This is a genomic window from Rubrobacter tropicus (assembly GCF_011492945.1).
GTDB classification, from domain to species: Bacteria; Actinomycetota; Rubrobacteria; order Rubrobacterales; family Rubrobacteraceae; genus Rubrobacter_D; species Rubrobacter_D tropicus.
Map to the genome: position 1 here is coordinate 3,228,625 of NZ_CP045119.1, position 22,612 is coordinate 3,251,236.

The following is a 22,612-nucleotide window of genomic DNA, read 5'->3' on the forward strand; positions in this document are numbered from 1 at the left end:
ATACTCGTGGGCCGGAAGATACCAAAAAGGCCTTCTTCCTCTCGCGTCTTCAGCCTCGCTGTACGCGCCCGGGCTCCGGGGGTCTCGCGGCGCGGACGTGGTGGTAGATCAGGGCCCCGAGGGCGGCGCCGGCCACCGGGCCCAGCCAGTAGGCCCAGTGTGAGGTCCAGGTACCGCCGACGAGGGCCGGTCCGAAGGAACGGGCCGGGTTCATGGAGGCGCCGGCGATGGGGCCGGCGAAGGTGGCGGCGAGGGCCACGTAGCCCCCTATGGCTATGGCGGCGGCCTGTCCGACGGCCCGGACGTCGGTGGCGACGGCGGAGACGACGAACATAAGGAAGAGCGTGAGCAACAGCTCCAGCAGGGCGGCCTGCCACGCAGAGCCGGACGGAACGGTGGCACCGAGGTTCGCGACGTCGCCGAAGAGAACGAGATGGGCGGCGCTGGCGGCGCAGGCCCCGAGGAGCTGGGAGACCACGTAGGCCGGCACGAGCGACCACGGAAAATGGCGCGTCAGCGCGAAGGCCACGGTTACGGCCGGGTTGATGTGGGCGCCGGAGAGGTGGCCTATGGCGTAGATCGCGGCCATCACCGCGAGGCCGAAGGAGAGCCCGATGCCCAGAGAACCGACTCCCCCGCCCGAGACCTCGTCTATTATGACGGCCCCGGGCCCGGCGAAGACCAGCAAAAACGTGCCGACGAACTCGGCGGCCAGACGCCTCAATTCGTCGGGGACTCCTTGCCGGCCGGCAAGGCCAGGCGCAGGGCCTCCCGGAGCATCGGGGTTGTGGGCGAACCTTCGAGGCCCCCCGGCGTCGCGTACACGCGGCATCGCAGGCCCCACTCCTCCGGCCCGGGGGCGCCGCCGGCGGGGAACGCGTCCTCGCCGTTGAACCGGATCGTGGGGCTGCCGGGGAACCGCAGCCTCCTCGCCTCCTCGCCGGTGTTCACGGCCACGAGGTCGACGGCGGCCTCGATGCCCTCCTCGGCGAGCGCCTGGCGCAGGGCCTCCCCGGCGGGTCCGAGCGAAGGGCAACCGTCGAAGTAGAGCAACTCTATCCTGGTTTCCTCAGGCACGGCGGAAAGGGTCGTGTTCCCGGCCCCCTGCGAAGTCTCCGGCGGGTGCCGCTTCACGCCCGCTGGCGGCCCCGAGCCGTTCCCGGCGCTCGCGCTCCCGCTCCTCGCGCAACCTCTCCAGCTCCGCCTCGGGATGGTCCAGCCATCCCCTCATCCTCAGCTCTATCTGGTCGCGCACCGCCCGGAACCTCTCCAGCATCGAGTCGTAGGGGAGGTCCTCGTCGCGGCGGGGGTCATCGAAGATCCACGAGAAGGTGGTGCCAACGCCGGGGAAGGTCTTCGGGCAACGCTCCTCGGCGCGGGCGCACACGATGATGAGGTAGTTGAAGTACTCCTTGCCCATGTAGGCCGAGAGGCCCTTGGGCCGCTGGTCGGAGATGTCTATGCCGACCTCCCGCATCGCCTCGACGGCGCACGGATGAACCTCGTCGCTGGCTTCGAGGCCCGCGCTCATGGCCTCGAAGCGACCCCCGGCCAGGTGCCTCAGAAACCCCTCCGCCATCTGGCTGCGCGCGGAGTTCTGGGTGCACAAGAACAGCACCTTCTGCTTCCTCACGGGTATCCTCCTCTACCGCTTACCAGTTCCGCTTCGATGAGCCTTCCGAGACGGTCCCTCACCGACCGGAACACCGCCAGACGTTCGCCGTCCGCCCCGCCGGCCGCCGAGGGGTCCGGCAGCGACCAGTGCAGGCGCTGCTTCGCCCCGGGGAAGACCGGGCAGGTCTCGTTGGCGTCGTCGCAGACCGTCACCACGTAGTCGAAGGGCTCGCCGAGGTAGCGGTCCAGGGTCTCGGACTCCTGGGCGGAGATGTCGATGCCGATCTCACGCATCGCCTCTATCGCCTCCGGCCTGACGCGGGTCGCCTCCGTACCGGCGCTGAAAGACTCGAAGCGCTCTGCCGCCAGTCCCCTGAGCAGCCCTTCGGCCATCTGGGAACGGGCGGAGTTGTGGGTGCAGAGGAAGAGCACCCGGGTCCTCTCTCTGGCGTCAGCCATCTCCGGACTCCGTATCGAGCCCCAGGTGGCCGGCCGTCTCGGCGAGCAGGACCCGGGTGGTGTCCCGCTTCAGCGAGTAGAAGCTCCACCTTCCGCGCTTCTCCTCCGTGACCAGGCCGGCGTCCTTGAGCTTGCGGAGGTGGTAGGAGACCTTCGACTGGCCCATCCCGAAGTACGCCTCGAACTCGCAGACGCAGATCCCGGCGTCCTGGTCTTCGGCCGGGACGCCGCACTCGGGCAGGCTGCAGCAACCCCGCCCCCCGGACATCATGCCGAGCATCTCTACCCGTATGGGGTCGGAGAGCGCCCGCCCCAGCGACACGAGCCGCTCCACCCGCGCTTCGTCACGAACGTCCTCCGGGGCGTGACCGTTCTCCGAAACCACGCCCAGGCTCCGTCCCTGCACCGCCTACCCCGCCTCCGCCGGCTTGCGGGCCCGGACGAACGCGCTCGCGGCCGGGACCTCGCGGAACGCGGCGCGCTTCTCGTCCGTATCAAGACCCTCTATCGTCTCGGGCTCGTAGACGTTGACGACCTCCACGGAGACGTCCTCGAACCCGGCTTCTGCCAGCAAGCCTTCGTACTCCCCCTTCTCGAGCGCACCGACCACGCACCCGGTCCAGAGGCCCACCGTCTCGAGCACCTCTTCGGGGAGATGACCCTTGTCGCCCAGAAAGACCACGTCCGAAACGGCGAAGCGTCCGCCGGGCTTCAGCACCCTGAACGCCTCGGCGATGACGCGCGGTTTGTCCGTGGAGAGGTTGACCACGCAGTTGCTTATGACGACGTCAACGTACCCGTCGGGCAGCGGAACGGTCTCGATCTCACCTTTCAGAAACTCCGCGTTCCCGACCCCGGCCTCGGCCTGATTCGCACGCGCCAACTCCAGCATCTCGTCGGTCATGTCCAGCCCGTAGGCCTTCCCGCCCGGGGCGACCCGGCGCGCGGAGAGCAACACGTCGATTCCACCCCCGCTACCCAGATCGAGGACCACCTCCCCGGGGGAGAGGTCCGCCAACGCCACGGGATTCCCGCAACCCAGAGAAGCCTCCGCCGCGAGGACCGGCAACTCTTCCCTCTCCGCCTCCGAGTAACTCTTCCCCGAGAGATCCGAGACCCGAACCGCCACATCCTCCCCGGAACCGCACCCGCAAGAAGACCCGCAGCACGAACCCTCGTTTCCACCCCCGGCGGCCACGGCGAGCCCGGCATACCTCTCCCTGACACGCTCCCTCAAATCGTCCGCCACGGCGCCACCACCTTTCACATCAAAAAATATTGATGTAATCCTAAATCGTTCGTACCCATTCTGTCAAGGGAACCTCGTAGATCTCTTGCGAGGGGTACGACTAGGATACAAACCCCGTAAAACCGGCGTGCCGCGGGGTCAGCAGGACCAATTCAGTACCGCGCCGTCCCTCGTGCTCGTCGGTGCCCGTCGCTCGGTAAACGTTTCGCAACGGTTGGGTTAAGGACATGGTTTCGCCCTAGCGCGTCAGCCGGCGAGGACATACTATCCGGGCCGATGCGATCCGGAATCAGCAAGAAAGGTGTCAAGCTGGGGAGTCTGCCCAGACGGACGGATGCGGGGTGAGCTGGGCGCGGCGACTCTTTCTTGCCTGCGGCCTGCTAGTCGTTGCGGGCGTCGTCCTGACCCTACCCAAAGTGCTTCTCGCCTACCACAGCACCTCGTACGTTATGGGCTGGGCCAATGACCCACCCGGCGACCCCGAGCGGGTGTTATTCGGCAGGGAAGGGCCGGACGAGATGCGCGGCGGGCCCGCGGACGACCTCCTCGCGTCGGAGGGACCTTGGGGACAGTACCCGGAGGACTACAGACCAGACCGCCTGAACGGGGGTGGGGGCGACGACTTCCTCGACGCGGTGAGCTGGCCCTACCCCTCGGTGGACGTGCTCGATTGCGGACCCGGCGACGACGCAGTGGTGGCAGACCCGCAGGACGACGTAGACGGCGACTGCGAGACGGTTACGCGGGTGGACCTGGGCCTGATCCCCTCGATAGGGGATCCCCTACCGGAGTTCCCCCCAGAGGTCGGGATGCGCGAATACGGCCCGAATCCGTATTCTGGAAAGTCGCCGGACTGAGTCCTTTCATGGTTTTACCGGCTTCCGGTCCCTGTGAAGAAGCGTCCCTTACGGAGGCCGCTCATCGGAACATGAACCCCAAGCCTCCTTGTAGGGAAACAGCGTTTGCTGCAGCACCCCCGACGGTCGCGGCCTCCTCGCAGCGTATTCCTCGAGCGCGAAGAGTCAGGGCCGAAGGGTGGCGTTCTGCCAGCAGGCCGAGGTAGGTGATGTGGGTGTTGCCCAATCGTGTTCGACTTCCGGCAACCACTTCTATTTGGCTAAAAGCCGTGTTCGATCTTCCAGATCCGACCGAACCGCCTGGCCGCGCGGGAACGATTCGGCACACCCCGTAGACGTCGTCGGAGCGTGCCCCACGGGTCTAGCCCCCGGAGGGCCTACATCAGTTTTGTTTTGACCTGTAGTTCAGGTTCAGAATGTATCTGAACTACAGGTGCAGTTTTTCCGTAGGTGTCTGCTGTTGCAAACTTGTGGCGAATACGCTGCAAAACGGCCGGTTTTGTCGGAGTCTTTATACCTCGACTTTAGTGTTTGGCGGAGATGGCGCTTTGCTCCGCGCCGCCGTTTACGCCGGCCCACTGGCGGGCCGGGAGGCCCCAGAGGGCTATGAAGCCTGCTGCTGCGGCCTCGTCGAAGGTGCTGTTTGGGTCGTAGGTTGCGAGGTCCTTGCTGTAGAGGGCGTTTGGGGCCGTGCGGCCGACCACAGTGCTCGAACCCTTGTAGAGCTTGAGGCGGACGGTGCCGGTTACGGTCTTCTGGGTCTCGGAGACGAAGGCGTCGAGGGCGGATTTGAGGGGGGTGAACCAGAGGCCGTCGTAGGTGAGTTCGGCGTAGCGTTGTTCGATGGTCGCCTTGAAGCGGAGGACGTCTTTGGTGAGGGTCAGGGTCTCGAGTTCCTGGTGGGCCTGGATTACCGTGAGGGCCGCGGGGGCTTCGTAGATCTCCCGGCTCTTGATGCCGACGAGGCGGTCCTCGACCATGTCGATGCGGCCGACGCCGTGCGAGCCCGCGGTCGTGTTGAGGGCTTCGATCAGATCCACCAGCGGCAACTCCTGGCCGTCCAGGGTGGTCGGAAGGCCTTCTTCGAACCCGATCTCGACGTAGCCAGCCTCGTCGGGCGCGTTCTCGGGCTCGGCGGTCAGTTCGAAGACGTCGGAGGTCGGCTCGTGGTCCGGGTCCTCGAGGGGACCGGCCTCGATGGAGCGCCCCCAGAGGTTCTGGTCCACGCTGTAAGGCGACTCTTTGGACGTCGGGACGGGGATGCCGTGCTCCTCGGCGTAGGCCATCTCCTCCGGGCGGCTCATGTTCCAGTCGCGCACGGGGGCGACGACGGTGAGGTCCGGGGCGACGGATGCGGTCGTGACGTCGAACCGGACCTGATCGTTCCCCTTCCCCGTCGATCCGTGAGCGATGTGGGTCGCGCCCACCTCCCTCGCGGCCTCGACGAGCTTCTTCGCAATGAGCGGGCGCCCGAGCGCCGTAAACAGAGGGTACTTGCCCCCGTAGAGGGCGTTCGCTTTTATCGCGGGGGCGACGTACTCCTCGACGAACTCGGCCTTCGCGTCGCGCACGAAGGCGTCGGCGGCGCCTATCTTGAGCGCCTTGGCCCGCACGTCGTCCGCAGGCTCCCCCTGCCCGAGGTCCAGGTAGAGCGCGTACGGAATGGCCCCCTGCTGCTCCAGCCACTTCACGCAGACCGAGGTGTCCAACCCGCCCGAGTAGGCGAGAACTACCTTCTTGTTTTCGAGCATCGTTCCTCCAGAGATGTCGGGGTTCACAGAACCTCGTGGGACCGTTCGCGCAGCGCGGCGACGGCCAGTTCCAGTCGTTCTTCCTTTACCAGCACGTAGTCCGTGTCGAACGTCGAGACGGCGAAGACGGCGACGCCGGCTTCCGCGAGCGGCGCCGTTACCGAGGCCAGGACGCCGACCTCCGAGAACTCGAACGGCCCCTCCAGCTTCAAAGCGCGCCACCCCCGCTCGCACCGGACGTCTCCGGGAACGGAGGCCTCCGGGCACGCTATCGAGAGCTCGTCCGTGGTGCGCGTTACGGAGCAGAAGCCGCCGGACGTTACCCAGGCGGGGATCTCCGAGTCGGGGGCGAGCCGGCAGACTCCCGTTCGCCCGTCGAGGACGGAGAGGCGCAGTCCCCCGCGAGCGGCGTTCACGACGGCGTTTCGAGGATCTCGCCGTCGACGGGGATCTCCACCCGTCCGGCGAGCCCCTGCCGGTCGAGCTCCTCGGCCAGTTCGCGGCGGGTTAGCAGGCAGTGGTTTATGGCCTCCATGTGGACGGCGATCACGCGCGATTCGGGCGCCGCCCGGCAGACCTTCGCCACGTCTTCGGCGGTCATCGTGATCGGGTCGCCCTCCAGGAACCGGGCGGCCCCGGCGTTCACGACGATCACGTCGGGTCGATGGGCGTTCAGCGCCTCCTCGACCTCGTCGCACCAGATCGTATCGCCGGCGACGTAGAGGCTTGGGGATCCCTCCGCCCGAATCACGAAGCCCGATACGGGGGCCATCCGCGCCCCGATCTCCCCCGTCCCGTGACGGCCACCGGTCCGCGCGAAACGCAGACCGTTCCATTCGAACTCGGAGACCACTGGCGAGACGCCCACGAAACCCGCCCCGGAGATCTTGTCCTCGTCCTCCGGCTGGCAGAGGACCGGCGCGTCTTTTGGAACCAGCTCCTGCGCCCGCCCGTCCCAGTGGTCGTTGTGGGTGTGCGTCACGAGGACGGCGTCCGTGCTCCCGAGAAGGTCGGACAACTCCCCGTCCCCGAGCGGCAGCTCGACGAGGGGATTGGGCCTCTCGTTGGGCGTGTTCGGGACGGCGGGCGCGGTCCCGGCGCGGCCCAGCATCGGGTCGACCAGTACGCGCCCGGCGCCCGTTTCGAGCACGAACGTGGCGTGCCTGATGAAGTGGATCCTCACGGCCCCGCGCTACTCGACGTTTCCGGCGGGACGGGTCTTCGCGCGGCAGACGTCGGCTATGAGGCTCGCCACCTCCTCTGCCGCTTCGTCGTCGGAGGAGATGGCGAGCACGGTGTCCTGGCCGGCTATGGTGCCCAGGATCTTGAGCCCCTTGACCCTGTCCAGGACGCTGGAGACGGCGCCGGCGGTGCCGTCTCTGGTGTGGATCACGACCTGGTTCCGGGCCGGGACAATACCGAGCACGAAGCTCGGGAGCACCTCTATCCCGGCCGAACCTGGGTCGTGCGGGAGCGCCAGGTAGCGATTCCCGACCTTGAGCACCCCGAGCTCCGCGAGGTCCCGGCTCACGGTGGCCTGCGCCACCTCGACCCCCTCGTCGGCAAGCGCCTCGGCCACACCCTGCTGGGTGCCGAGATCCCGCTCAGAGATGAGGCGCAGGATCAGATCCTGCCTCGTGGTCTTGTCCACCGGTGCGCGCGTCGCGCCCATACTCTTCCTCCTACTTGAGATGCTCGAGGCCCAGATCTTCTGGATACCCGAGCGCCAGGTTCATGTTCTGGACCGCCGCCCCGGATGCCCCCTTGAGCAGGTTGTCCACGGCCGAGAAGAGCAGCAGCTTCCCCGCCCGCCGGTCCACCGCGGCCGAGAGCCTGCACCTGTTCGTGTTCGCCACGTGGGAGACGTGCGGGTACTCTTCCCTCGCCTCCACGAAAGACCACCCCTCGTAGTCATCCGCGTACCAACCGAGAACCTCTCCAGCGTCCGGCACATCGTCGAGGTCGACGACTATGGTTTCGAGCTCGCCGCGACTAATAGGAATTAGGTGCGGCACGAACGTGACCGCCGGGCTCTCCCCCACCCTGCGCAACATCGTCTCGATCTCCGGCGTGTGCCGGTGCAGCGGCGCCCCGTACGCGTTCGCGCTCTCGTTGGCGCTCACGAAATGCGTCTTGACGCTTGGCCTCGCCCCGGCCCCGCTCACCCCGGAGAGCGCGTTGATCGTGACGGACTTTATCCCCCCGCCAACCCGCTTCACCACCGGCGCGAGCGCCAGGACGGCCGCCGTCGGGTAGCATCCCGGGTTCGCGATGATCCGGCCCTCAGCGGCCCCGAAGACCTCGGGCAGCCCGTAATGGGCCTCCCCCAACAACCCCGGCGCGGGATGCACCCCGTACCACTCCTCGTACATGCCGACCTCGGGCAACCTGAAATCGGCCGAGAGGTCGACCACGAGCCCGACCCCGGCCTCCAACAACGCAGCCACGGTCTCAGCGCTCTCCCCGTGCCCGTAGGCCACGAAAGCCACGTCGAGACCGGAAGCCTCGATCTCCTCCGGCCCCACGAAAGAACCCTTGGACGAGATCTGCGGAAACACCTCGCCGATGGCACGCCCCGCGTACCCCCGCGAAGCAACCTCCAACCCCCCGACCTTCGGGTGCCCGCCAAGAAGCCGCACCAACTCGGCCCCCGCGTACCCGCCGCCTCCGTAAATACCGACCTTCAAGCCCATGGCGGTATTAGAGCACCCGCCGGATATTTATTCAAGTTTCTGTATATTTCCATTGACGACCCCACGCACGGGTGCGACAATACGGCCCAATCATGAATAAAGATTCAACAATCGGAATAACGACTCGCCCTGGTGGGGCGGCGGCGCCTGAGGGTTTCGTTGCGGGTGGGGTCGCGTGCGGGGTGCGGGGTGCGGGGGTGTTGGATCTGGGCCTGCTCTTCTCGGAACGTCCTTGCGCCGCGGCGGCTGTCTTTACGCGCAACGAGTTCAAGGGGGCGCCGCTAGCTGTGACGCGCGAGGCGGTCGCCGCCGGCGGCCTGCGGGCCGTGGTCGTCAACAGCGGCAACGCCAACGCGGCCACCGGCAAGAAGGGCGTGGAGGACGCTTACGAGATGCAGGGGACTGCGGCCGAGGCTTTGGGGGTCGAGGCCGGACGGGTGGCGGTCGCCTCCACCGGTGTGATCGGGGAACACCTGCCGATGGACAACGTCCGGGCCGGGATAGAAGCTGCCGCTGGAAAGCTTTCCAGGGACGGAACAGCTTTCGCAGAGGCCATCCTGACGACCGACACGCGCACCAAAGAGGCGGTGGTGGAGGTCGAGGTCGGAGGCCGGGCCGTAACCGTCGGGGGGACGGCCAAGGGGAGCGGCATGATCCACCCGAACATGGGCACGATGCTCGCCTTCCTCACCACCGACGCAGCCGTGGAGCCCGAATGCCTGCGGGAGACGCTTGCCCGGGCGACGGACCGCACCTTCAACCGCGTCACCGTGGACGGCGACACCTCCCCGAGCGACACGGCCCTGCTCCTCGCAAACGGCGCCGCCGGGAACGAGCCGCTAAAGGTCGAATCCCCAGATTATCCGGCTTTTGCGGGGGCGGTCGAATCCGTCGCGCGGGAGCTCTCCAAGGAGATAGCGCGCGACGGCGAGGGAGCGACGCGGCTCGTCGAGGTGGTCGTCGAGGGGGCGGCCGATGAGGAGACCGCCGCTGCGCTCGCGAAGAGCGTCGTCGGAAGCAGTCTCGTCAAGGCCGCCGTCTTCGGCGAGGACGCCAACTGGGGCAGGGTGCTGACGGCTATGGGCTACGCCGGCGTCCCTTTCGACCCGGACGGCCTGGAGCTCTGGTTCGGCCCCGTCAAGGTCTTCGAAGGAGCGCCCGTCCCGCACGAGGTCGCCGAGGCGAACGCGGCGCTCAGCAGCGGGGAGGTCAGGATCTCGGCCCGGTTGGACGCCGGCACCGCGTCTGCGACCGCGTGGGGCTGCGACCTGAGCTACGAGTACGTCAGGATCAACGGGACCTACCGCTCGTGAGCGCGAAGGCCCCCATCGTCGTGAAGGTCGGCGGCGGCGCCTTGAAAGGCGGCGCCCTGGAGGACCTGCCTTCCATTCTGGCCGGCGGAACGCCCGTCGTCCTCGTCCACGGCGGCGGCCCGCAGCTCACCCGGATGCTCGACTCTTTAGGCATCGAGAGCACCTTCCACGAGGGCCTGCGGGTAACGGACGCGGCGACGCTGGAGGTCGCCGAGATGGTCTTCGCCGGGGGCGTCAACAAGGCCCTCGTGCGGGGGCTCGGCGGGATCGGCGTCCCCGCCGCCGGCATCTCCGGCACCGACGGGCCGACGATCCTGGTGGAGCCCGTACCGGAGCTCGGCCGGGTCGGGGAAGTCTCGTCCGTCGAGCCGGCGCTCATCGAGGCGCTCTGGAGCGGCGGTTTCGTGCCCGTCGTGGCGCCTTTGGGCCTCGGTCCGGAGGGCGCGTACAACGTGAACGCGGATTCCGCGGCGGCGGCCCTGGCCGTTGGTCTTGGGGCTGGGCACCTGTTCCTGCTCACCGACGTCGACGGCCTGCTGAAAGACGGCGAGGCCGTGGCCTCGCTCGGCCCCGAGGAGTCCGAGGACTTCGTCGAGAGCGGGCTCGCGGCCGGGGGGATGGTCCCCAAGTTGCGGGCGGCGGCGCTGGCGGCGCGCGGCGGGGTCCGGGCAAGGGTGTTGAACGGAAACAAGAAGGGCGTTCTGTCCGGGGCTCTCTCCGGCGAGGACGTGGGTACGCTCGTATACGAAGGAGGGGCGGCATGCAGGCAGTAATGGAGACTTACAAACGGTTGGGGATCTCACCGACGGGCGGGCGCGGGAGCTGGCTCTTCGACGACGAAGGCAACCGCTACCTGGACTTTATAGGGGGGATAGCCACCAACTCGCTGGGCCACGGGCATCCGGCCCTGGTCGGCGCGATAAAAGACCAGGCGGACAGGCTCATCCACTGCTCCAACCTGTACGAGATCCCGATCCAGGCCGAAGCCGCAGCACAGCTCACGCAAGCCACGGACTTCGACAGGGTCTTTTTCTGCAACTCCGGCACAGAGAGCGTGGAGGCGGCCATCAAGCTGGCCCGCAAGCACGCCCACGACCACCACGGCCCCGAGAAGCACGAGGTCCTGACCTTCTCGAAGTCCTTCCACGGCCGCACCTACGGCGCCCTCTCCGCCACGGCCCAACCCTCCCTGAAGGCCGCCTTCGGCCCCATGCTCCCCGGCATGGTCCACGCCCCCTACGGCGACCTCGAAGCCGCAGAAAAGCTCTCCGGCCCCCAGACCGCCGCGATACTCGTGGAGCCCATCCAGGGTGAGGGCGGCGTGAACGTCGCGCCTGAAGGCTTCCTGCAAGGCCTGCGCGACCTCTGCGACCGACTCGACGCGGTTCTCATCTTCGACGAGGTGCAGACGGGCGCGGGGCGCACCGGGCACCTGTACGCCTACCAGGGTGTTGGCCTCGTTCCCGACGTCCTGACGAGCGCGAAGGGTCTCGGCGGCGGTTTTCCAGTTGGCGCGGTGCTGGCAAAGGAAGAGTTCGCAGCGTTGGGTCCAGGCAACCACGGCTCGACCTTCGGGGGCAACCCGCTGGCGATGGCCGCGATCAAGGCCGTGCTCGGGGTCGTGAACGACGAGGATTTTCTCGCGGAGGTCCGGTTCAAGGGGCGAATCCTCAAGAACGCGCTCGAAACCCTGGCCGACAGGGTGCCCGGGGCCGAGGTCCGCGGGGAGGGGCTCCTGATCGGTTTCGATTTTGGTGACCCCGACCTCGCGCGGTCCGTCTTCGAGCACTGTCTCGAGGAGGGTGTGCTGGTGAACCTGGTGGGGGGTACGACCATTCGGATGGCGCCGCCGCTCACCGTTACCAGGACGGAGGTTCGGGCCATGCTCGACACCTTTCGAGGCGGCGTGCGGGCCGCGATGAGCGCGGCCGTTCCCGAAGCCGCTGTGGCGTAAGAGGATCGTGGCCGTGATCCCGCAGATAGACGACGTCCCGCCGAAACCCTCCCCCCTCTCCGGGCGCGACTGCCTGACGCTCGAGGAGTTCGCGCCGGAGGAAGTGGTCTCGATACTCGACGAGGCAGACAAGATCAAGGGCCTCCAGAAGGCCCGCATCCCCTACCGCCCCCTGCGCGGCAGGACGCTCGCGATGGTCTTCCAGAAGCCCTCGAACAGGACCCGCGTCTCGTTCGAGGTCGGGATGTACCAGCTCGGCGGCCACGCGCTCTCGCTCTCCCCTCAAGAGATACAGATGGGCAAGCGCGAGACCCCTTCCGACACCGGACGCGTCCTCGCCCGCTACATCGACGCCATCATGGTCCGCACCTTCGACCACGAGGAGCTAGAAGAGTTGGCGGGTGCCGCCGACGTCCCCGTCATAAACGGCCTCTCCGACGCCCACCACCCCTGCCAGGCCCTCGCCGACCTCCTGACCGTGCGCGAGGAGTTCGGGACTTTGGAGGGCGTGAAGATCGCCTACGTCGGCGACGGCAACAACGTGGCCCACTCCCTCGCCATAGCCTGCGCCCTCACCGGCGCCGATCTCGCCATAGCCCACCCCGAGGGCCACGGCCCGGATGAAAAGGTGGTTGAAACCGCCGAAAAGCTCGGCGCCGCCCCGGCCATCACCGAAGACCCCCGGGAAGCCGCCTCGGGCGCCAGGGTCGTCTACACGGACGTCTGGGCCAGCATGGGCCAGGAGGCCGAGGCCGAGGGGCGCAAGAAAGAGTTCGGCCCGTTCCAGGTAAACGAGGAGTTGATGGGCCTGGCGGCCGGAGACGCCGTTTTCCTGCACTGCCTGCCGGCCCACCGCGGCGAGGAGGTGACGGCGGGCGTCATAGACGGTCCGCGCAGCCGCGTCTTCGACCAGGCCGAGAACCGGTTGCACGCGCAGAAGGCGTTGCTCTACCTGTTGTTGGGCTGAAATCGCCTCATCCGTAGGGGCCGTTCGCAAACGGTCCCGCCGCGAACCGTTCTACTAAGAAGCCGTCGTGTAGGAATGGACCTTTAGCTCCGGCTTGACCTCGACGACGACCCAGCCCCTCGGCTGTCCGGTCGAGTAGGTGACCGTCACGAAGGCGAAGACGGTGTTTCGGAGGTAGGTGAGACGCTGGATCACGCCTTCGTCCCCCTCCCGGACGCCGAGCTCAGGGACCCCCTCGGGAATAGCGATGCGGTCGTACTCCCGGTGCAGGAGCGGCGCCCTCTTCACGGTAGATACTTCCATCGGGCCTCCTCGGTTCAGATCTCGGGTACTGGCCGCACTATAATCGCCGACCCCGCCCCGGATCTTTGGCCCAATGGAGAGAGTTTCGGGTGTTTGAAGCTATCAGCTTTCAGCAGTCAGCCATCAGCTAGAACAAAAAGCTGATGGCTGATAGCGAGGCCGAAGGCCGAGCGGGCTGATGGCTGATAGCCCTACTCCTGCACCGTCTTGTTGCCGAGCGGGCTGACGGTCGTCCGCGGGATGCGGCGGCGGTGGTCGTCCCAGCCCTCGTCCACTTTGGTGAGCACCTCGGCGAGGCGGAGCTTCTCGAGGAGACGGATCACGGGCCACGCGGGATCGAACTCGTCCTTGAACGCCGCGAGCTTGGCCGAGGCCGGCCGGGCGTGGTGGTTGTTGTGCAGTCCCTCCCCGAACGTGATGAGCGCCAGAAGCTTCAGGTTCGTCGCGTCGTTCTCGAAGCTCTTGTAACCGAAGGTGTGGCCCGCGCCGTTGATTGCGGCGTTCAGGAGCAGGTAGACGACGGCGAGGGTCGCCAGCGCGACGAGGCCGGGGCCGATGCCCCACCCGGGGCCGAAGACGCCGAAGAGGACGACGAGAATTACGCCGGTCAGGGAGAAGCCCAGAGTGCCGCGGCGCAAGAGCGCCTTATCGAGCTTGTCGAAGGGGAGATCGGCGGCGTACTTCTCTAAGGTGTCGCCGTCGTTCGCCTCGCGGCGGTAGTAGTAGACGTTGCCGATCATTATCTGCCAGTAGCCCTCGATGTGGGGGCTGTGCGGGTCGCCCTCGACGTCGCTGAAGTTGTGGTGCTTGCGGTGGACCGCCACCCACTCGCGCGGGGAGATGCTGGTGAGCATCCAGGTCCCGAAGCGCATCGCCATCGTAAGCGCCGGGTGGAGCCGGATGGACCTGTGCGAGAGAACGCGGTGCAGATAGACCGTCGTGATAAGCGTGGCCAACTGACTCAGCGCCAGCCCTACGAGCACGGCAACCAGGTATTCCACTTGATCCCTCCTCCAAACGAGTACCGAAGCCCCCGTTCGGAGCGGTCTCGTGGTTTTCTTGTGGTACGACGAAGGCCGGGGGGTTAACCCCGGCCCTGCGCTTATCCGATGAGTTACCGGATGTTAGGCGGGAGTGACGTTCTCCGCCTGCATTCCCTTGCGTCCCTGGGTCGCCTCGTAGGTAACCTTGGCGCCTTCGTCGAGGGTCTTGAAGCCCTCACCGGAGATGCCGGTATGATGCACGAAGAGGTCCTCACCCCCGTCGTCCGGGGAGATAAAGCCGTAGCCCTTCTCGTCGCTGAACCACTTCACTGTTCCTTGGGCCATATTCAGGCGCCCACCTTTCGTGTTTATGGGTCCCCACCAAACAAAAATGCCACCCTCAATGTATCCCGGGGTGGCGCTCCGTCGAATGTAAACCCACCTTGCTCTTACGTTACGCCCAGCAGTATACCAGAATCCCCCGGGTTGTCGTCAAGGCCCGGCTACGCGGTCCCCTCGACGAGGTCCCGGACCGCCCGCACGAACCCCTCTACCTCCTCGATGGTGTTGTACGGGGCGAGCCCGGCCCGCACGAAACCGCCGCCCTCTTTTATGCCCAGCATCTCCGCGACCGTGGACGCGTAGAAGTCCCCGGCGGCAATGAAGAAGCCGCGGTCCGCCGCGTGCCGGCAGGCCTCCAGCGGCGGGCGGCCCTCTAGCCGGAACGCCACGGTCGGGGTCTTACGGACGCCGTCGGGGGCGGCGTAGAGTTTTACGCCCGGGATCTCCCGCAGCGCCGCCCGGAACCTATCCGCCAGCCACGTCTCATGCTCCTCGACTGTCCGCATCGCCTCCAAAAACCTCTCCCGCGGGGTTTCTCCCCGCCGAGCGACGAGATGAAGTCCAGGGCCCCTTCACGCCGGCTATGCCCTCGTGGTTCTGGGTGCCGGTCTCGAGCTTGTCGGGGATGTGGGAGGGCGCGGGGTCCAGCTTGTGGACCTCCATGGCCTCGAAGAGCTCGCGCCTGATGGCCGTGACGCCCACGTGCGGGCCGAAGAACTTGTAGGCCGAGCAGGTAATGACGTCGGCCCCCAGAGCGTCCCTGTCTATCGGGATGTGCGGGGCCGCGTGGACGGCGTCGACGGCGACGACGGCGCCGACCTCCCTGGCCCGCTCCGCTATCGCGGCCACGTCGTTCACAGTGCCGACGGCGTTCGAGGCCAGGCCCACGGCGACGAGCTTCGTTTTGGACGTGATCTTCTCTTCTATATCGCTGAGGTCGAGGGTCAGAGTCTCGGGGTTCACGGGAATCCAACGCGCCCTGGCCCCTTTTTCCTCGGCGGCGATGAGCCAGGGGTCGACGTTGGCTCGGTGGTCGAGCTCGGTGACGACGATCTCGGAGTTCCCGTCCCAGTTCCGGGAGAGGGCGCGCGAGATGGCGAGGGTAAGGGTGGTCATGTTGGCCCCGAAGGCGACCTCGTCCGGCTCCGCGCCGAGGAAGGCCGCGCAGGCGTGCCTGGTCTCGGCGAGGATCTCCTCCGTCTCCGTGCTCGTCGGGAAGACGCCGTGGAGGTTCGCGCCGCCGCGCTCCATGTAGCGGGTCATCGCCTCGATGGAAGGCCTCGCCACCTGGGAGCCGCCGGGGCCGTCGAAGTAGACGACGGGCCTGCCGGCGTGCAGGCGCGAGAGCGCCGGGAACTCGGCGCGGACGGCCCGTACGTCGAACGTCTGCTGCATGCGGGTCCTCCCCTCTGAGGCGTGACCGGGCGAGTTTACATCAGGCGTGGAAACATCGGGGCTGCTAACGTGTTTCCGGAGGCCAGGAGAGGAGGAAACGTTGCGCGGAAAGATCACAGACAGCCCGGGGCCTCTCGTCGAGGCCTTGATCCAGTAGAGATGCCCGTCGGATAGAATCCCCGTCGGGGAGTCAGGGACAGAAGGGGGTTCGTCTTGCCGCTAGATTACACGTACCGCGTCCGCCAACCGCACCGCACGGGGCAGCTCGCGGCGGTCGCGGGGGCCATAGCGGAGGGCGGGGGCCTGATCGGAGACGTCACGACCATCAACGTCGGTCGGGAGTCTTCGATACGCGAGATCACGCTCGCCGTCGAGGACCACGACCAGGCCGAACGCGTGGTCGAGCTCCTGAACAAACTCGAAGGAGTCGAGGTCCTCTGGTCGCGAGATCGGGCGCTGCTCCGCCACGAAGGCGGCAAGCTGGTCATCTCTTCGACCAGGCCCGTCCGCACGGTCCAGGACATGCGCGACGTCTACACCCCGGGCGTGGCCCGGGCCTGCGTGGCCATCTCCGATGACCCTTCGCTCGCGGGAGAGTTGACCATGATCGGGCGCAGCGTCGCCATCTGCACCAACGGGACGAGGGTGCTCGGGCTCGGAGACATCGGCCCCGTCCCCTCGATGCCGGTGATGGAGGGCAAGGCCGTCTTCTACCACCAGCTCGCCAACGTCTCGGCCATGCCGATCCTGGTAGACACCAAAGACGTCGACGAGTTCGTGGAGACCGTGGTCCGCATAGCGCCGACCTTCGGCGGCATCCACCTGGAGGACATCTCGGCCCCCGAATGCTTCGAGATAGAGCGGCGCCTTATCGAAGCACTGTCGAAGCCGGTGATGCACGACGACGTTCACGGGACGGCGGTCGTTACGCTCGCGGCGGCGCTCGTCGCCTGCCGGCACGCCGGGCTTACCCTGGAGGAAGAAGTCGTCGGCCAGATCGGGCTCGGGGCGGCGGGCTACGGGATAGCGGCGCTCATGGCCGACGCCGGCGCCAAGCGCGTGGTCGCCTCGGACCCGAACCCGCTCTCCCACGAGAGGGCCCGCCAGAAGGGCATAGAGATAGCGGACCTCGAGACCGTCATGGAGGAGGCCGACGTCGTGGTCGCCACGACGGGCGTGCCCGGCCTCATCGACCCGTCCCTGGTCCGCGAGGGTCAGGTAATCCTGGCCCTCACCAACCCGTACCCCGAGATCGAACCGGAGGCCGCGATACGGGCGGGCGCCGCCTTCGCCGCCGACGGGACGAGCGTGAACAACGTCCTCGGATACCCCGGCATCTTCCGGGGCGCGCTTCTCTCGGGGGCCGAGGAGATCACACTCCAGATGAAGCTCGCCGCGGCCGAAGCCCTGGCCGATCTGACCCAGGAATCGGAACTCGTCCCCGACGCCCTCGACCCCAAGGTCCACGAGCGCGTCTCCACGGCCGTCCGGGACGCCGCCGTGGAGAGCGGTGCCGCCCGTATGGACCGCGCACCCATGGGCCTGTAGCGTTTGGCGGGGTTTCCGTTTTGCGGGCGGGTTTGGAACCCGCCCTTACGGGTTTGTTGGGGGCGATACGGGGTTGAGCGTTTCGGCGCGGCGACGCAGGGCGGGGCGGTCGGGTTTCATGCCGCCGGTTCCCTCCCAGTCGTGGAACGCGACCGGGATCTTGAACCGGGGCAGGGTCTTCCCCAGTTCCGGGGCCAGGTCCCCCGCCTCTCCGTTCGTCCTCACGAAGGCGACGGGCCTGGCCCCGAATTCTCCGTCGGGCACGGGCACCACTACGGCTTCTTCGACGCCCTCGATGCGGCACAGGGCTTCTTCGACCTCCTCGGGCTGGACGTTCTCGCCGCCCGAGACGAAGAGGTTGTCCCGACGGCCCGCCACCCGGAGGTACCCTTCCGCGTCCAACTCGCCGAGATCGCCCGTGTGGAACCAGCCCTCCCCGTCTAGCGGCAGGTCCGGCCTGCCGTCCCGGACGTAGCCGGAGAAGAGAGTCTCGCCCCTTACCAGGATCTCTCCGTCTTCTGAGACTCGCACCTCACGATGCGCCAAAACGCGCCCGGCGGTGTAGAGCCGCTTCAGGGGCGCCCCGGGCGGCGTAGCCGTGACCTGGGAGGCCATCTCGGTGAGGCCGTAGCTGGTGTGTACGGGAATGGATAGTTCGGAGGCACCGTCAACGAGGGTTGGATCTATGGGCCCCCCACCCATCAGGACGGCCTCGAGGCCGGAGAGATCGGCGTCCTCGCGCAGCAGCCGCAGGAGCTGGGTGGAGACCAGGGAGACGTGGGTAACACGGAGGTCTGGTATAGACCCGCCGATAGTAGCCTCCGGTCCGGGCAGCGCGACCGCCGCCCCCGCGAGGAGGCAGCGAAAGATTATGGAGAGCCCGCCGACGTGGTAGGGCGGCAGCGAGTGCAGCCACCGGTCTCCCGGCCGGAGCCGGATGTTATCGTTCGAGCCGAGGGCGCTGTAGTAGTGGTTGCCGAACGTGTGCAGCGCCGCCTTCGGAATTCCGGTGCTGCCGGAAGTGAAGACTATGGTCGCCGGCCGGGCGAGCGAAACATCCAGAGGCCCCGGCGGTCCTTCATACCCCGCGCCATCGGCCAGGAGCACATCCGGGTCGACCACGGGTATCTCGTCGGTTGCGCCGCGGAGGTCCTCGTCGGCGGAGACCAGTACCGAGCACCCGGCCTCCTCCAGTAGCGGCGCAACCGCGGCGGCCGGTAGGCGGGTGCTCACCGGGCAGGCCACCAGGCCCGCGCGCATCAGGGCCAGCAGAAGAACCAAGTAGTCCAGGCTCTTCGGCAAGTAGAGGGCGACCCGACCGCCGGGCTGGATACCGAGATCCCCCATACCCCGCTCGGACGCGGAGACGCGCCGGTCGAGCTCTCCGTAGGAGATGGCCCACCCGGGTCCAACGACGGCTTCGGCGTCCGGGGAGGCGAGGGCCGCCGACCTGAGCGGGCAGGGAACGCGCGTCGGGTCTCCGGTCATGGACCTATGTTATCCCGAGCCGCAGGGTCTTCGTTGCGAGCGCGTCCACGAAGTGCCGGTCGTGGGAGACGAAGAGGACGCCGCCGGGGAAGCCTTCGAGCGCGCCGAGGAGCACGTCCTGGGTCTCTATGTCCAGGTGATTGGTCGGCTCGTCGAGCACGAGCAGGTCGTTGTCCCCGAGCACGAGACGGGTGAGCAGCACCTTCGCCCGCTCGCCGGAGCTCAACCTGGACGCCGGCTTGCTTACGGTCTCCCTCCTGACCCCCATCCTGCCCAGGACGGTGCGGGCGAGCGTCTCGTCCCCGGTCCCGCGCAGGATCTCCAGCGCCGTAACGTCCCGCGCCGGCAGCCGGTGGTCCTGGTCGAAGTACCCGACCCGCGCGGTCGGTGAGACGCCCGCCCCACCGGAGAGCGGTTGGACCTCACCCAGCACGGTGCGCAGGAGGGCGGTCTTACCGGAGCCGTTCGGGCCGGTCACCGCCAGCCTCTCGCCGGCGGAGAGGTCGAAGGAGATCCCGGCGGCCAGCGGCCTCTCCGGCGAGTACCCGATCGTGAGGTCCTCGGCCCGGATCAGGCCCCGGCCCCGGGACGGCCCGAAACCTATCTTGATCTCATCCCCCTCGAAAGGTTTCTCGGCCCTGGCGTTCTCCGCGGCCTCCTCCATGCGCCTGCGGGCCACGAGCGAGCGCTTCATGACCTTCGCGGCCCTGTGGCTTACGAAACCCTTGTCGGCCGCGCCGCGCTTCGCCCTCTCCCCGGCCTCGGACCAGGCCCTGTAATCCTGCGCCTGACGCCGGAGCTTCCTCTCCTGCTTGCGGCTTTTTTCGTACCGTCGCCACCCCTCTTCTTCGGCCCGCTCGACCTGCCCCCGGAAAGCCGTGTAGTCTCCCGTGTACAGGGAGAGGTTCGCCCTGTCGAGGTGGGCGACCTTCTCCGAGACCGCGTCGAGGAACCGGCGGTCGTGGGAGGCGACCATGTAGGCCACCTTCGAGTTCTTTAGATGCCCCTCCAGCCACTCGCGGGCCGGGACGTCGAGGTGGTTGGTCGGCTCGTCGAAAAGGACCAGGTCGTGCTCCTCCAGCAATATCCGCGCCAGCGCGAGCCGCATCCGCTGCCCCGCCGAGAGCCCGGATACTTCGCGGTCCCAGAGGGATTCCGGCAGCCCGAGTCCCGTCAGAGTAGCCTCCGTTCTCGCCCTGAACGAGTAGCCGCCCGAGTCCTCGAAGCGTCGCTGGGCCTCGCCAAGCTCTTCCATCAAGACCGATGCGTGGCCTTCCCGACCCAGCTTTACAGCGATTTCTTCGAGGCGTTTTTCGAGCCGGATCAGGCCCGCGAACGGCTCCAGCGCGGCCTCCATACAGGTAAGCTCGTGCCCGCTCGCCGAATCGGAAAGATCCTGCTCCAGATGCCCGATCCGAACGCCCCCAGCCCGAGATACGGCACCCGCGTCGGGATTCAGACGCCCGGTGAGTATCTTAAAGAGGCTCGTCTTTCCCGCGCCGTTCGGCCCGACGAGCGAGATCCTGTCCCCCGGATAAACGGTGAAGGAGACGTCTTGCAAGACTTTTTTGTCGGGGAAGGAGAGTGAGACGTTCGTGAGTTGCGCGAGCACGATGAGATCCTTTGCGGTTCGGAGGGGTAAAAAAGACCCTGTTGCAAAGGAAGCTCGCTACATGGGCCTCAGTATACCCGAACATCCCGCGCGGGCGCATCGCTAGCCCGGAACGGGTACCACCTTTCTAAGGTCCACCCTCCGCGCGGCCGCCACGGCGCGTCGGACGTCCACGACAGGAGCGGGGAGGTCGAGGGGGACCACGATCACGTCCTCCGCCAGCCTGCGGTACGTGTCCAGCCCGACCGGCTCGCCCCCGATCGCGGCCGCCAACGCGACGAGCGCCCCCGTCCCCACCCCGCTCTCGTAAGACGAGCTGACGACGGCCTTCATACCCAGAGCCTCAGCCTCTTCCGCGAAACGCAAGCAACGGGAGATCCCGCCGAGCAACATAGGCTTGAGCACGACGGCCCGCGCATACCCGTGGTCGCCCAGATCCTCCGGCCCCATCCCAACCAGCGTCTCGTCGAGCGCCACGGGCAACCCCCAAATCCCCGCCAACTCTCCCAACCGCCCCTGCTCCGCCAGCGGCTCCTCCACGTACTCGATCCGCACCCCGGACACTCCCAGGCCGAACTCCACCGCCTCCCCGAAACCCCACGCCCGGTTGGCGTCGAGCCGCAACGACACCCCGTCCCCGAGCGCCTCCGCGACCTCCAGCACCATCCGTACATTACCAGCCACACCCCGGCCCCCGACCTTCAGTTTCACGGCCCGATACCCTTCCGCCCGCATCCTATCCGCCTCTTCCACCAGTTCCGCCGACGTACCGGATATAAGTCCGCTTACAGACACCACTTCCCTAGAAGGGTCCTTCATTGGCTCTGGCGAGTCCGTGCCGGATAAACTCGCGGACAGGTTCCAGGTGGCTGTTTCCAGTCCGAAGCGGACTGAAGGGGCGCGGTTCGCGTGGTCGAGCCAGTCCCCGGGAAGCTTTCCGCCCGGCGCCCAGGACGCAAAGTCGTACAACTGTCCGATTACGGTTTCGAGTGGTTCGGGGCTAAATCCGGGTAGGGGTGACGTCTCGCCCCAGCCCACCGAGCCGTCTTCCGCGGCGAGTCGGACCAGGATACCGTCGCGGTTTATGAGCGTCGATCTCTTGAGGGCTACGGGCTCTGAGAACGGGAGCGCGTAGCGGAAGAGGTCGAGCGAGGCGGGTTTCACCGCTCTACGGGCGGCGGGGGAATTGGGAGAAGTCCGGGCTGCGCTTCTCCTTGAAGGCGTCGCGGCCCTCCCTCGCCTCCTCGCTGCCGTAGAAGAGGAGGTTGGCGTCGTGGGCGAGTTGCTGGATGCCGGCGAAGCCGTCCTCGTGGGCATGGAAGCTCGCCTTCAAGAGGCGCAGGGCGAAGGGGGAGCGCTCGAGCATCTCCCGGCACCAGGTTACCGTCTCCGTTTCGAGCTCGGCGAGGGGTACCACCTTGTTGACGAGGCCCATCTCGTAAGCTTCGTCTGAAGAGTACATCCGGCAGAGGAACCAGATCTCCTTGGCGCGTTTGGGGCCCACGAGCTGGGTGAGGACGGAGGCGCCGAAACCGCCGTCAAAGGAGCCGACCCTGGGTCCCACCTGGCCGAACTTCGCGTTGTCCGCGGCGATGGTGAGGTCGCAGACTACGTGCAGGACGTGCCCTCCGCCCACCGCGTAGCCTGCGACCATGGCGACCACGGGCTTGGGGCAGCGACGGATCTGGACGTGCAAATCCGTGACGTGGAAGCGCCCCACGGACGCCCCGCCCGGCGTGCGTTGCGGGGCGTCGGGGGAATCCAGGTATCCGGCGTCTCCGCGGACCTTCTGGTCCCCGCCCGAGCAGAACGCGTCGGGCCCCTCCCCGGTCAGGATGATGACGCCGGTCTCGTGGTCCTCGCGGGCGTCCTCCAGGGCGCGCATCATCTCGATCACCGTCAACGGGCGGAAGGCGTTGCGCACCTCGGGGCGGTTTATGGTGATCTTGGCGATCCCCTCCGCCTTCTCGTACTTTATGTCCTCGAACTCTCCGGCTATTTCCCAGGCTATGTTTTTCATGGGGAGGATTATACGGTCTGGAAGAGGTCGTACTGCCGATCGATCCGGGTCTTTGATCGTGAAT

At 67.2% G+C, this 22,612-nt stretch carries 26 protein-coding genes; 6 read left to right on the top strand and 20 right to left on the bottom strand.

Features of this window, described 5'->3' with window-relative positions; all coding sequences use genetic code 11:
- Positions 1 to 49 precede the first annotated feature (49 nt).
- Genes GBA63_RS16315 through arsM form a run of 6 tightly spaced genes read right to left on the bottom strand, consistent with a single transcriptional unit; the run spans position 50 to position 3,322 of the window.
- Positions 50 to 724 (bottom strand): MIP family channel protein, encoded by a 675-nt coding sequence (locus GBA63_RS16315; protein ID WP_207956846.1) that lies wholly within the window; start codon positions 722 to 724, stop codon positions 50 to 52.
- Positions 721 to 1,077 carry a DF family (seleno)protein gene (locus GBA63_RS16320; protein ID WP_166177782.1) on the bottom strand — a complete coding sequence of 119 codons (357 nt, stop codon included), beginning with the start codon at positions 1,075 to 1,077 and terminating at the stop codon, positions 721 to 723. The genes GBA63_RS16315 and GBA63_RS16320 overlap by 4 nt, the downstream gene beginning before the upstream one ends.
- Positions 1,070 to 1,633 carry an arsenate reductase ArsC gene (locus GBA63_RS16325; protein WP_166177784.1) on the bottom strand — a complete coding sequence of 188 codons (564 nt, stop codon included), beginning with the start codon at positions 1,631 to 1,633 and terminating at the stop codon, positions 1,070 to 1,072. Before GBA63_RS16325 ends, GBA63_RS16320 begins: the two co-directional genes overlap by 8 nt.
- Complete coding sequence (locus GBA63_RS16330) at positions 1,630 to 2,073, bottom strand: arsenate reductase ArsC (RefSeq protein ID WP_166177786.1); 444 nt, start codon at positions 2,071 to 2,073, stop codon at positions 1,630 to 1,632. The genes GBA63_RS16325 and GBA63_RS16330 overlap by 4 nt, the downstream gene beginning before the upstream one ends.
- Positions 2,066 to 2,479 carry an ArsR/SmtB family transcription factor gene (locus GBA63_RS16335; RefSeq protein ID WP_207956847.1) on the bottom strand — a complete coding sequence of 138 codons (414 nt, stop codon included), beginning with the start codon at positions 2,477 to 2,479 and terminating at the stop codon, positions 2,066 to 2,068. The genes GBA63_RS16330 and GBA63_RS16335 overlap by 8 nt, the downstream gene beginning before the upstream one ends.
- A gap of 3 nt (positions 2,480 to 2,482) precedes the next feature.
- Complete coding sequence (gene arsM, locus GBA63_RS16340) at positions 2,483 to 3,322, bottom strand: arsenite methyltransferase (protein WP_166177788.1); 840 nt, start codon at positions 3,320 to 3,322, stop codon at positions 2,483 to 2,485.
- A gap of 341 nt (positions 3,323 to 3,663) precedes the next feature.
- On the opposite strand from arsM, the gene GBA63_RS16345 reads away from it, so the two are divergent.
- Positions 3,664 to 4,179, top strand: a complete 516-nt coding sequence (locus GBA63_RS16345) for a hypothetical protein (RefSeq protein ID WP_166177790.1) — start codon at positions 3,664 to 3,666, stop codon at positions 4,177 to 4,179.
- Positions 4,180 to 4,703: 524 nt separating this feature from the next.
- On the opposite strand, the gene GBA63_RS16350 is transcribed toward GBA63_RS16345, so the two are convergent.
- The 5 genes from GBA63_RS16350 to argC are packed head-to-tail and all read right to left on the bottom strand — an operon-like array spanning position 4,704 to position 8,623.
- Positions 4,704 to 5,930 (bottom strand): argininosuccinate synthase, encoded by a 1,227-nt coding sequence (locus tag GBA63_RS16350; RefSeq protein ID WP_166177792.1) that lies wholly within the window; start codon positions 5,928 to 5,930, stop codon positions 4,704 to 4,706.
- 23 nt (positions 5,931 to 5,953) lie between these two features.
- Positions 5,954 to 6,346, bottom strand: coding sequence for an ACT domain-containing protein (locus GBA63_RS16355; RefSeq protein WP_228282144.1), 393 nt, complete (start codon positions 6,344 to 6,346; stop codon positions 5,954 to 5,956).
- Complete coding sequence (locus GBA63_RS16360) at positions 6,343 to 7,113, bottom strand: MBL fold metallo-hydrolase (protein WP_166177794.1); 771 nt, start codon at positions 7,111 to 7,113, stop codon at positions 6,343 to 6,345. The genes GBA63_RS16355 and GBA63_RS16360 overlap by 4 nt, the downstream gene beginning before the upstream one ends.
- 9 nt (positions 7,114 to 7,122) lie before the next feature.
- Positions 7,123 to 7,602, bottom strand: coding sequence for an arginine repressor (locus tag GBA63_RS16365; protein WP_166177796.1), 480 nt, complete (start codon positions 7,600 to 7,602; stop codon positions 7,123 to 7,125).
- A gap of 10 nt (positions 7,603 to 7,612) precedes the next feature.
- A complete protein-coding gene (gene argC / locus GBA63_RS16370) occupies positions 7,613 to 8,623 on the bottom strand; it encodes an N-acetyl-gamma-glutamyl-phosphate reductase (protein ID WP_166177798.1) in 1,011 nt (336 codons plus the stop codon).
- 92 nt (positions 8,624 to 8,715) lie between these two features.
- On the opposite strand from argC, the gene argJ reads away from it, so the two are divergent.
- The 4 genes from argJ to argF are packed head-to-tail and all read left to right on the top strand — an operon-like array spanning position 8,716 to position 12,857.
- A complete protein-coding gene (gene argJ, locus GBA63_RS16375; RefSeq protein ID WP_166177800.1) occupies positions 8,716 to 9,936 on the top strand; it encodes a bifunctional glutamate N-acetyltransferase/amino-acid acetyltransferase ArgJ in 1,221 nt (406 codons plus the stop codon).
- Complete coding sequence (argB, locus tag GBA63_RS16380) at positions 9,933 to 10,709, top strand: acetylglutamate kinase (RefSeq protein WP_166177802.1); 777 nt, start codon at positions 9,933 to 9,935, stop codon at positions 10,707 to 10,709. Before argJ ends, argB begins: the two co-directional genes overlap by 4 nt.
- Positions 10,697 to 11,890, top strand: a complete 1,194-nt coding sequence (locus GBA63_RS16385; RefSeq protein WP_166177804.1) for an aspartate aminotransferase family protein — start codon at positions 10,697 to 10,699, stop codon at positions 11,888 to 11,890. The genes argB and GBA63_RS16385 overlap by 13 nt, the downstream gene beginning before the upstream one ends.
- A 13-nt stretch (positions 11,891 to 11,903) precedes the next feature.
- Positions 11,904 to 12,857 carry an ornithine carbamoyltransferase gene (gene argF / locus GBA63_RS16390; protein WP_207956848.1) on the top strand — a complete coding sequence of 318 codons (954 nt, stop codon included), beginning with the start codon at positions 11,904 to 11,906 and terminating at the stop codon, positions 12,855 to 12,857.
- A gap of 54 nt (positions 12,858 to 12,911) precedes the next feature.
- Here argF and GBA63_RS16395 read toward each other — a convergent pair whose 3' ends face one another.
- The 5 genes from GBA63_RS16395 to GBA63_RS16410 form a co-directional block, all read right to left on the bottom strand.
- Positions 12,912 to 13,160: a hypothetical protein gene (locus GBA63_RS16395; protein WP_166177806.1), complete on the bottom strand. Its 249-nt coding sequence runs from the start codon at positions 13,158 to 13,160 to the stop codon at positions 12,912 to 12,914.
- 191 nt (positions 13,161 to 13,351) lie between these two features.
- Positions 13,352 to 14,161 (bottom strand): fatty acid desaturase, encoded by an 810-nt coding sequence (locus tag GBA63_RS16400; protein ID WP_166177808.1) that lies wholly within the window; start codon positions 14,159 to 14,161, stop codon positions 13,352 to 13,354.
- A 123-nt stretch (positions 14,162 to 14,284) separates the two neighbouring features.
- The gene (locus GBA63_RS16405) at positions 14,285 to 14,488 is read right to left on the bottom strand and encodes a cold-shock protein (protein WP_166177810.1); all 204 of its coding nucleotides are present in this window, start codon (positions 14,486 to 14,488) and stop codon (positions 14,285 to 14,287) included.
- A 158-nt stretch (positions 14,489 to 14,646) separates the two neighbouring features.
- Entirely contained in the window at positions 14,647 to 14,991 is a 345-nt protein-coding gene (locus GBA63_RS24060) for an aminotransferase class V-fold PLP-dependent enzyme (RefSeq protein WP_207956849.1), read from the bottom strand.
- Complete coding sequence (locus tag GBA63_RS16410; protein WP_207956850.1) at positions 14,969 to 15,880, bottom strand: aminotransferase class V-fold PLP-dependent enzyme; 912 nt, start codon at positions 15,878 to 15,880, stop codon at positions 14,969 to 14,971. Before GBA63_RS16410 ends, GBA63_RS24060 begins: the two co-directional genes overlap by 23 nt.
- Positions 15,881 to 16,093: 213 nt before the next feature.
- Here GBA63_RS16410 and GBA63_RS16415 point away from each other — a divergent pair, with 213 nt between their 5' ends.
- Entirely contained in the window at positions 16,094 to 17,428 is a 1,335-nt protein-coding gene (locus GBA63_RS16415; protein WP_166177812.1) for an NAD-dependent malic enzyme, read from the top strand.
- Positions 17,429 to 17,473: 45 nt separating this feature from the next.
- On the opposite strand, the gene menE is transcribed toward GBA63_RS16415, so the two are convergent.
- The 4 genes from menE to menB all read right to left on the bottom strand — a co-directional run bounded on the left by menE (position 17,474) and on the right by menB (position 22,548).
- Complete coding sequence (gene menE, locus GBA63_RS16420) at positions 17,474 to 18,916, bottom strand: o-succinylbenzoate--CoA ligase (RefSeq protein ID WP_166177814.1); 1,443 nt, start codon at positions 18,914 to 18,916, stop codon at positions 17,474 to 17,476.
- A gap of 4 nt (positions 18,917 to 18,920) precedes the next feature.
- The gene (gene abc-f, locus GBA63_RS16425) at positions 18,921 to 20,528 is read right to left on the bottom strand and encodes a ribosomal protection-like ABC-F family protein (RefSeq protein ID WP_166177816.1); all 1,608 of its coding nucleotides are present in this window, start codon (positions 20,526 to 20,528) and stop codon (positions 18,921 to 18,923) included.
- A 102-nt stretch (positions 20,529 to 20,630) separates the two neighbouring features.
- The gene (gene menC, locus GBA63_RS16430) at positions 20,631 to 21,692 is read right to left on the bottom strand and encodes an o-succinylbenzoate synthase (RefSeq protein WP_166177818.1); all 1,062 of its coding nucleotides are present in this window, start codon (positions 21,690 to 21,692) and stop codon (positions 20,631 to 20,633) included.
- 4 nt (positions 21,693 to 21,696) lie between these two features.
- Positions 21,697 to 22,548 (bottom strand): 1,4-dihydroxy-2-naphthoyl-CoA synthase, encoded by an 852-nt coding sequence (menB, locus tag GBA63_RS16435; RefSeq protein ID WP_166177820.1) that lies wholly within the window; start codon positions 22,546 to 22,548, stop codon positions 21,697 to 21,699.
- Positions 22,549 to 22,612: the final 64 nt, after the last annotated feature.

What these genes read in the sequence shown, in the direction of transcription:
- GBA63_RS16405 (WP_166177810.1), bottom strand. Translation starts at nt 14,488, where the DNA reads ATGGCCCAAGGAACAGTGAAGTGGTTCAGCGACGAGAAGGGCTACGGC.
- GBA63_RS16350 (WP_166177792.1), bottom strand. Translation starts at nt 5,930, where the DNA reads ATGCTCGAAAACAAGAAGGTAGTTCTCGCCTACTCGGGCGGGTTGGAC.
- argJ (WP_166177800.1), top strand. Translation starts at nt 8,716, where the DNA reads ATGAATAAAGATTCAACAATCGGAATAACGACTCGCCCTGGTGGGGCG.
- argC (WP_166177798.1), bottom strand. Translation starts at nt 8,623, where the DNA reads ATGGGCTTGAAGGTCGGTATTTACGGAGGCGGCGGGTACGCGGGGGCC.
- GBA63_RS16365 (WP_166177796.1), bottom strand. Translation starts at nt 7,602, where the DNA reads ATGGGCGCGACGCGCGCACCGGTGGACAAGACCACGAGGCAGGATCTG.
- GBA63_RS16410 (WP_207956850.1), bottom strand. Translation starts at nt 15,880, where the DNA reads ATGCAGCAGACGTTCGACGTACGGGCCGTCCGCGCCGAGTTCCCGGCG.
- GBA63_RS16330 (WP_166177786.1), bottom strand. Translation starts at nt 2,073, where the DNA reads ATGGCTGACGCCAGAGAGAGGACCCGGGTGCTCTTCCTCTGCACCCAC.
- menE (WP_166177814.1), bottom strand. Translation starts at nt 18,916, where the DNA reads ATGACCGGAGACCCGACGCGCGTTCCCTGCCCGCTCAGGTCGGCGGCC.
- GBA63_RS24060 (WP_207956849.1), bottom strand. Translation starts at nt 14,991, where the DNA reads ATGCGGACAGTCGAGGAGCATGAGACGTGGCTGGCGGATAGGTTCCGG.
- GBA63_RS16395 (WP_166177806.1), bottom strand. Translation starts at nt 13,160, where the DNA reads ATGGAAGTATCTACCGTGAAGAGGGCGCCGCTCCTGCACCGGGAGTAC.
- GBA63_RS16385 (WP_166177804.1), top strand. Translation starts at nt 10,697, where the DNA reads ATGCAGGCAGTAATGGAGACTTACAAACGGTTGGGGATCTCACCGACG.
- menB (WP_166177820.1), bottom strand. Translation starts at nt 22,548, where the DNA reads ATGAAAAACATAGCCTGGGAAATAGCCGGAGAGTTCGAGGACATAAAG.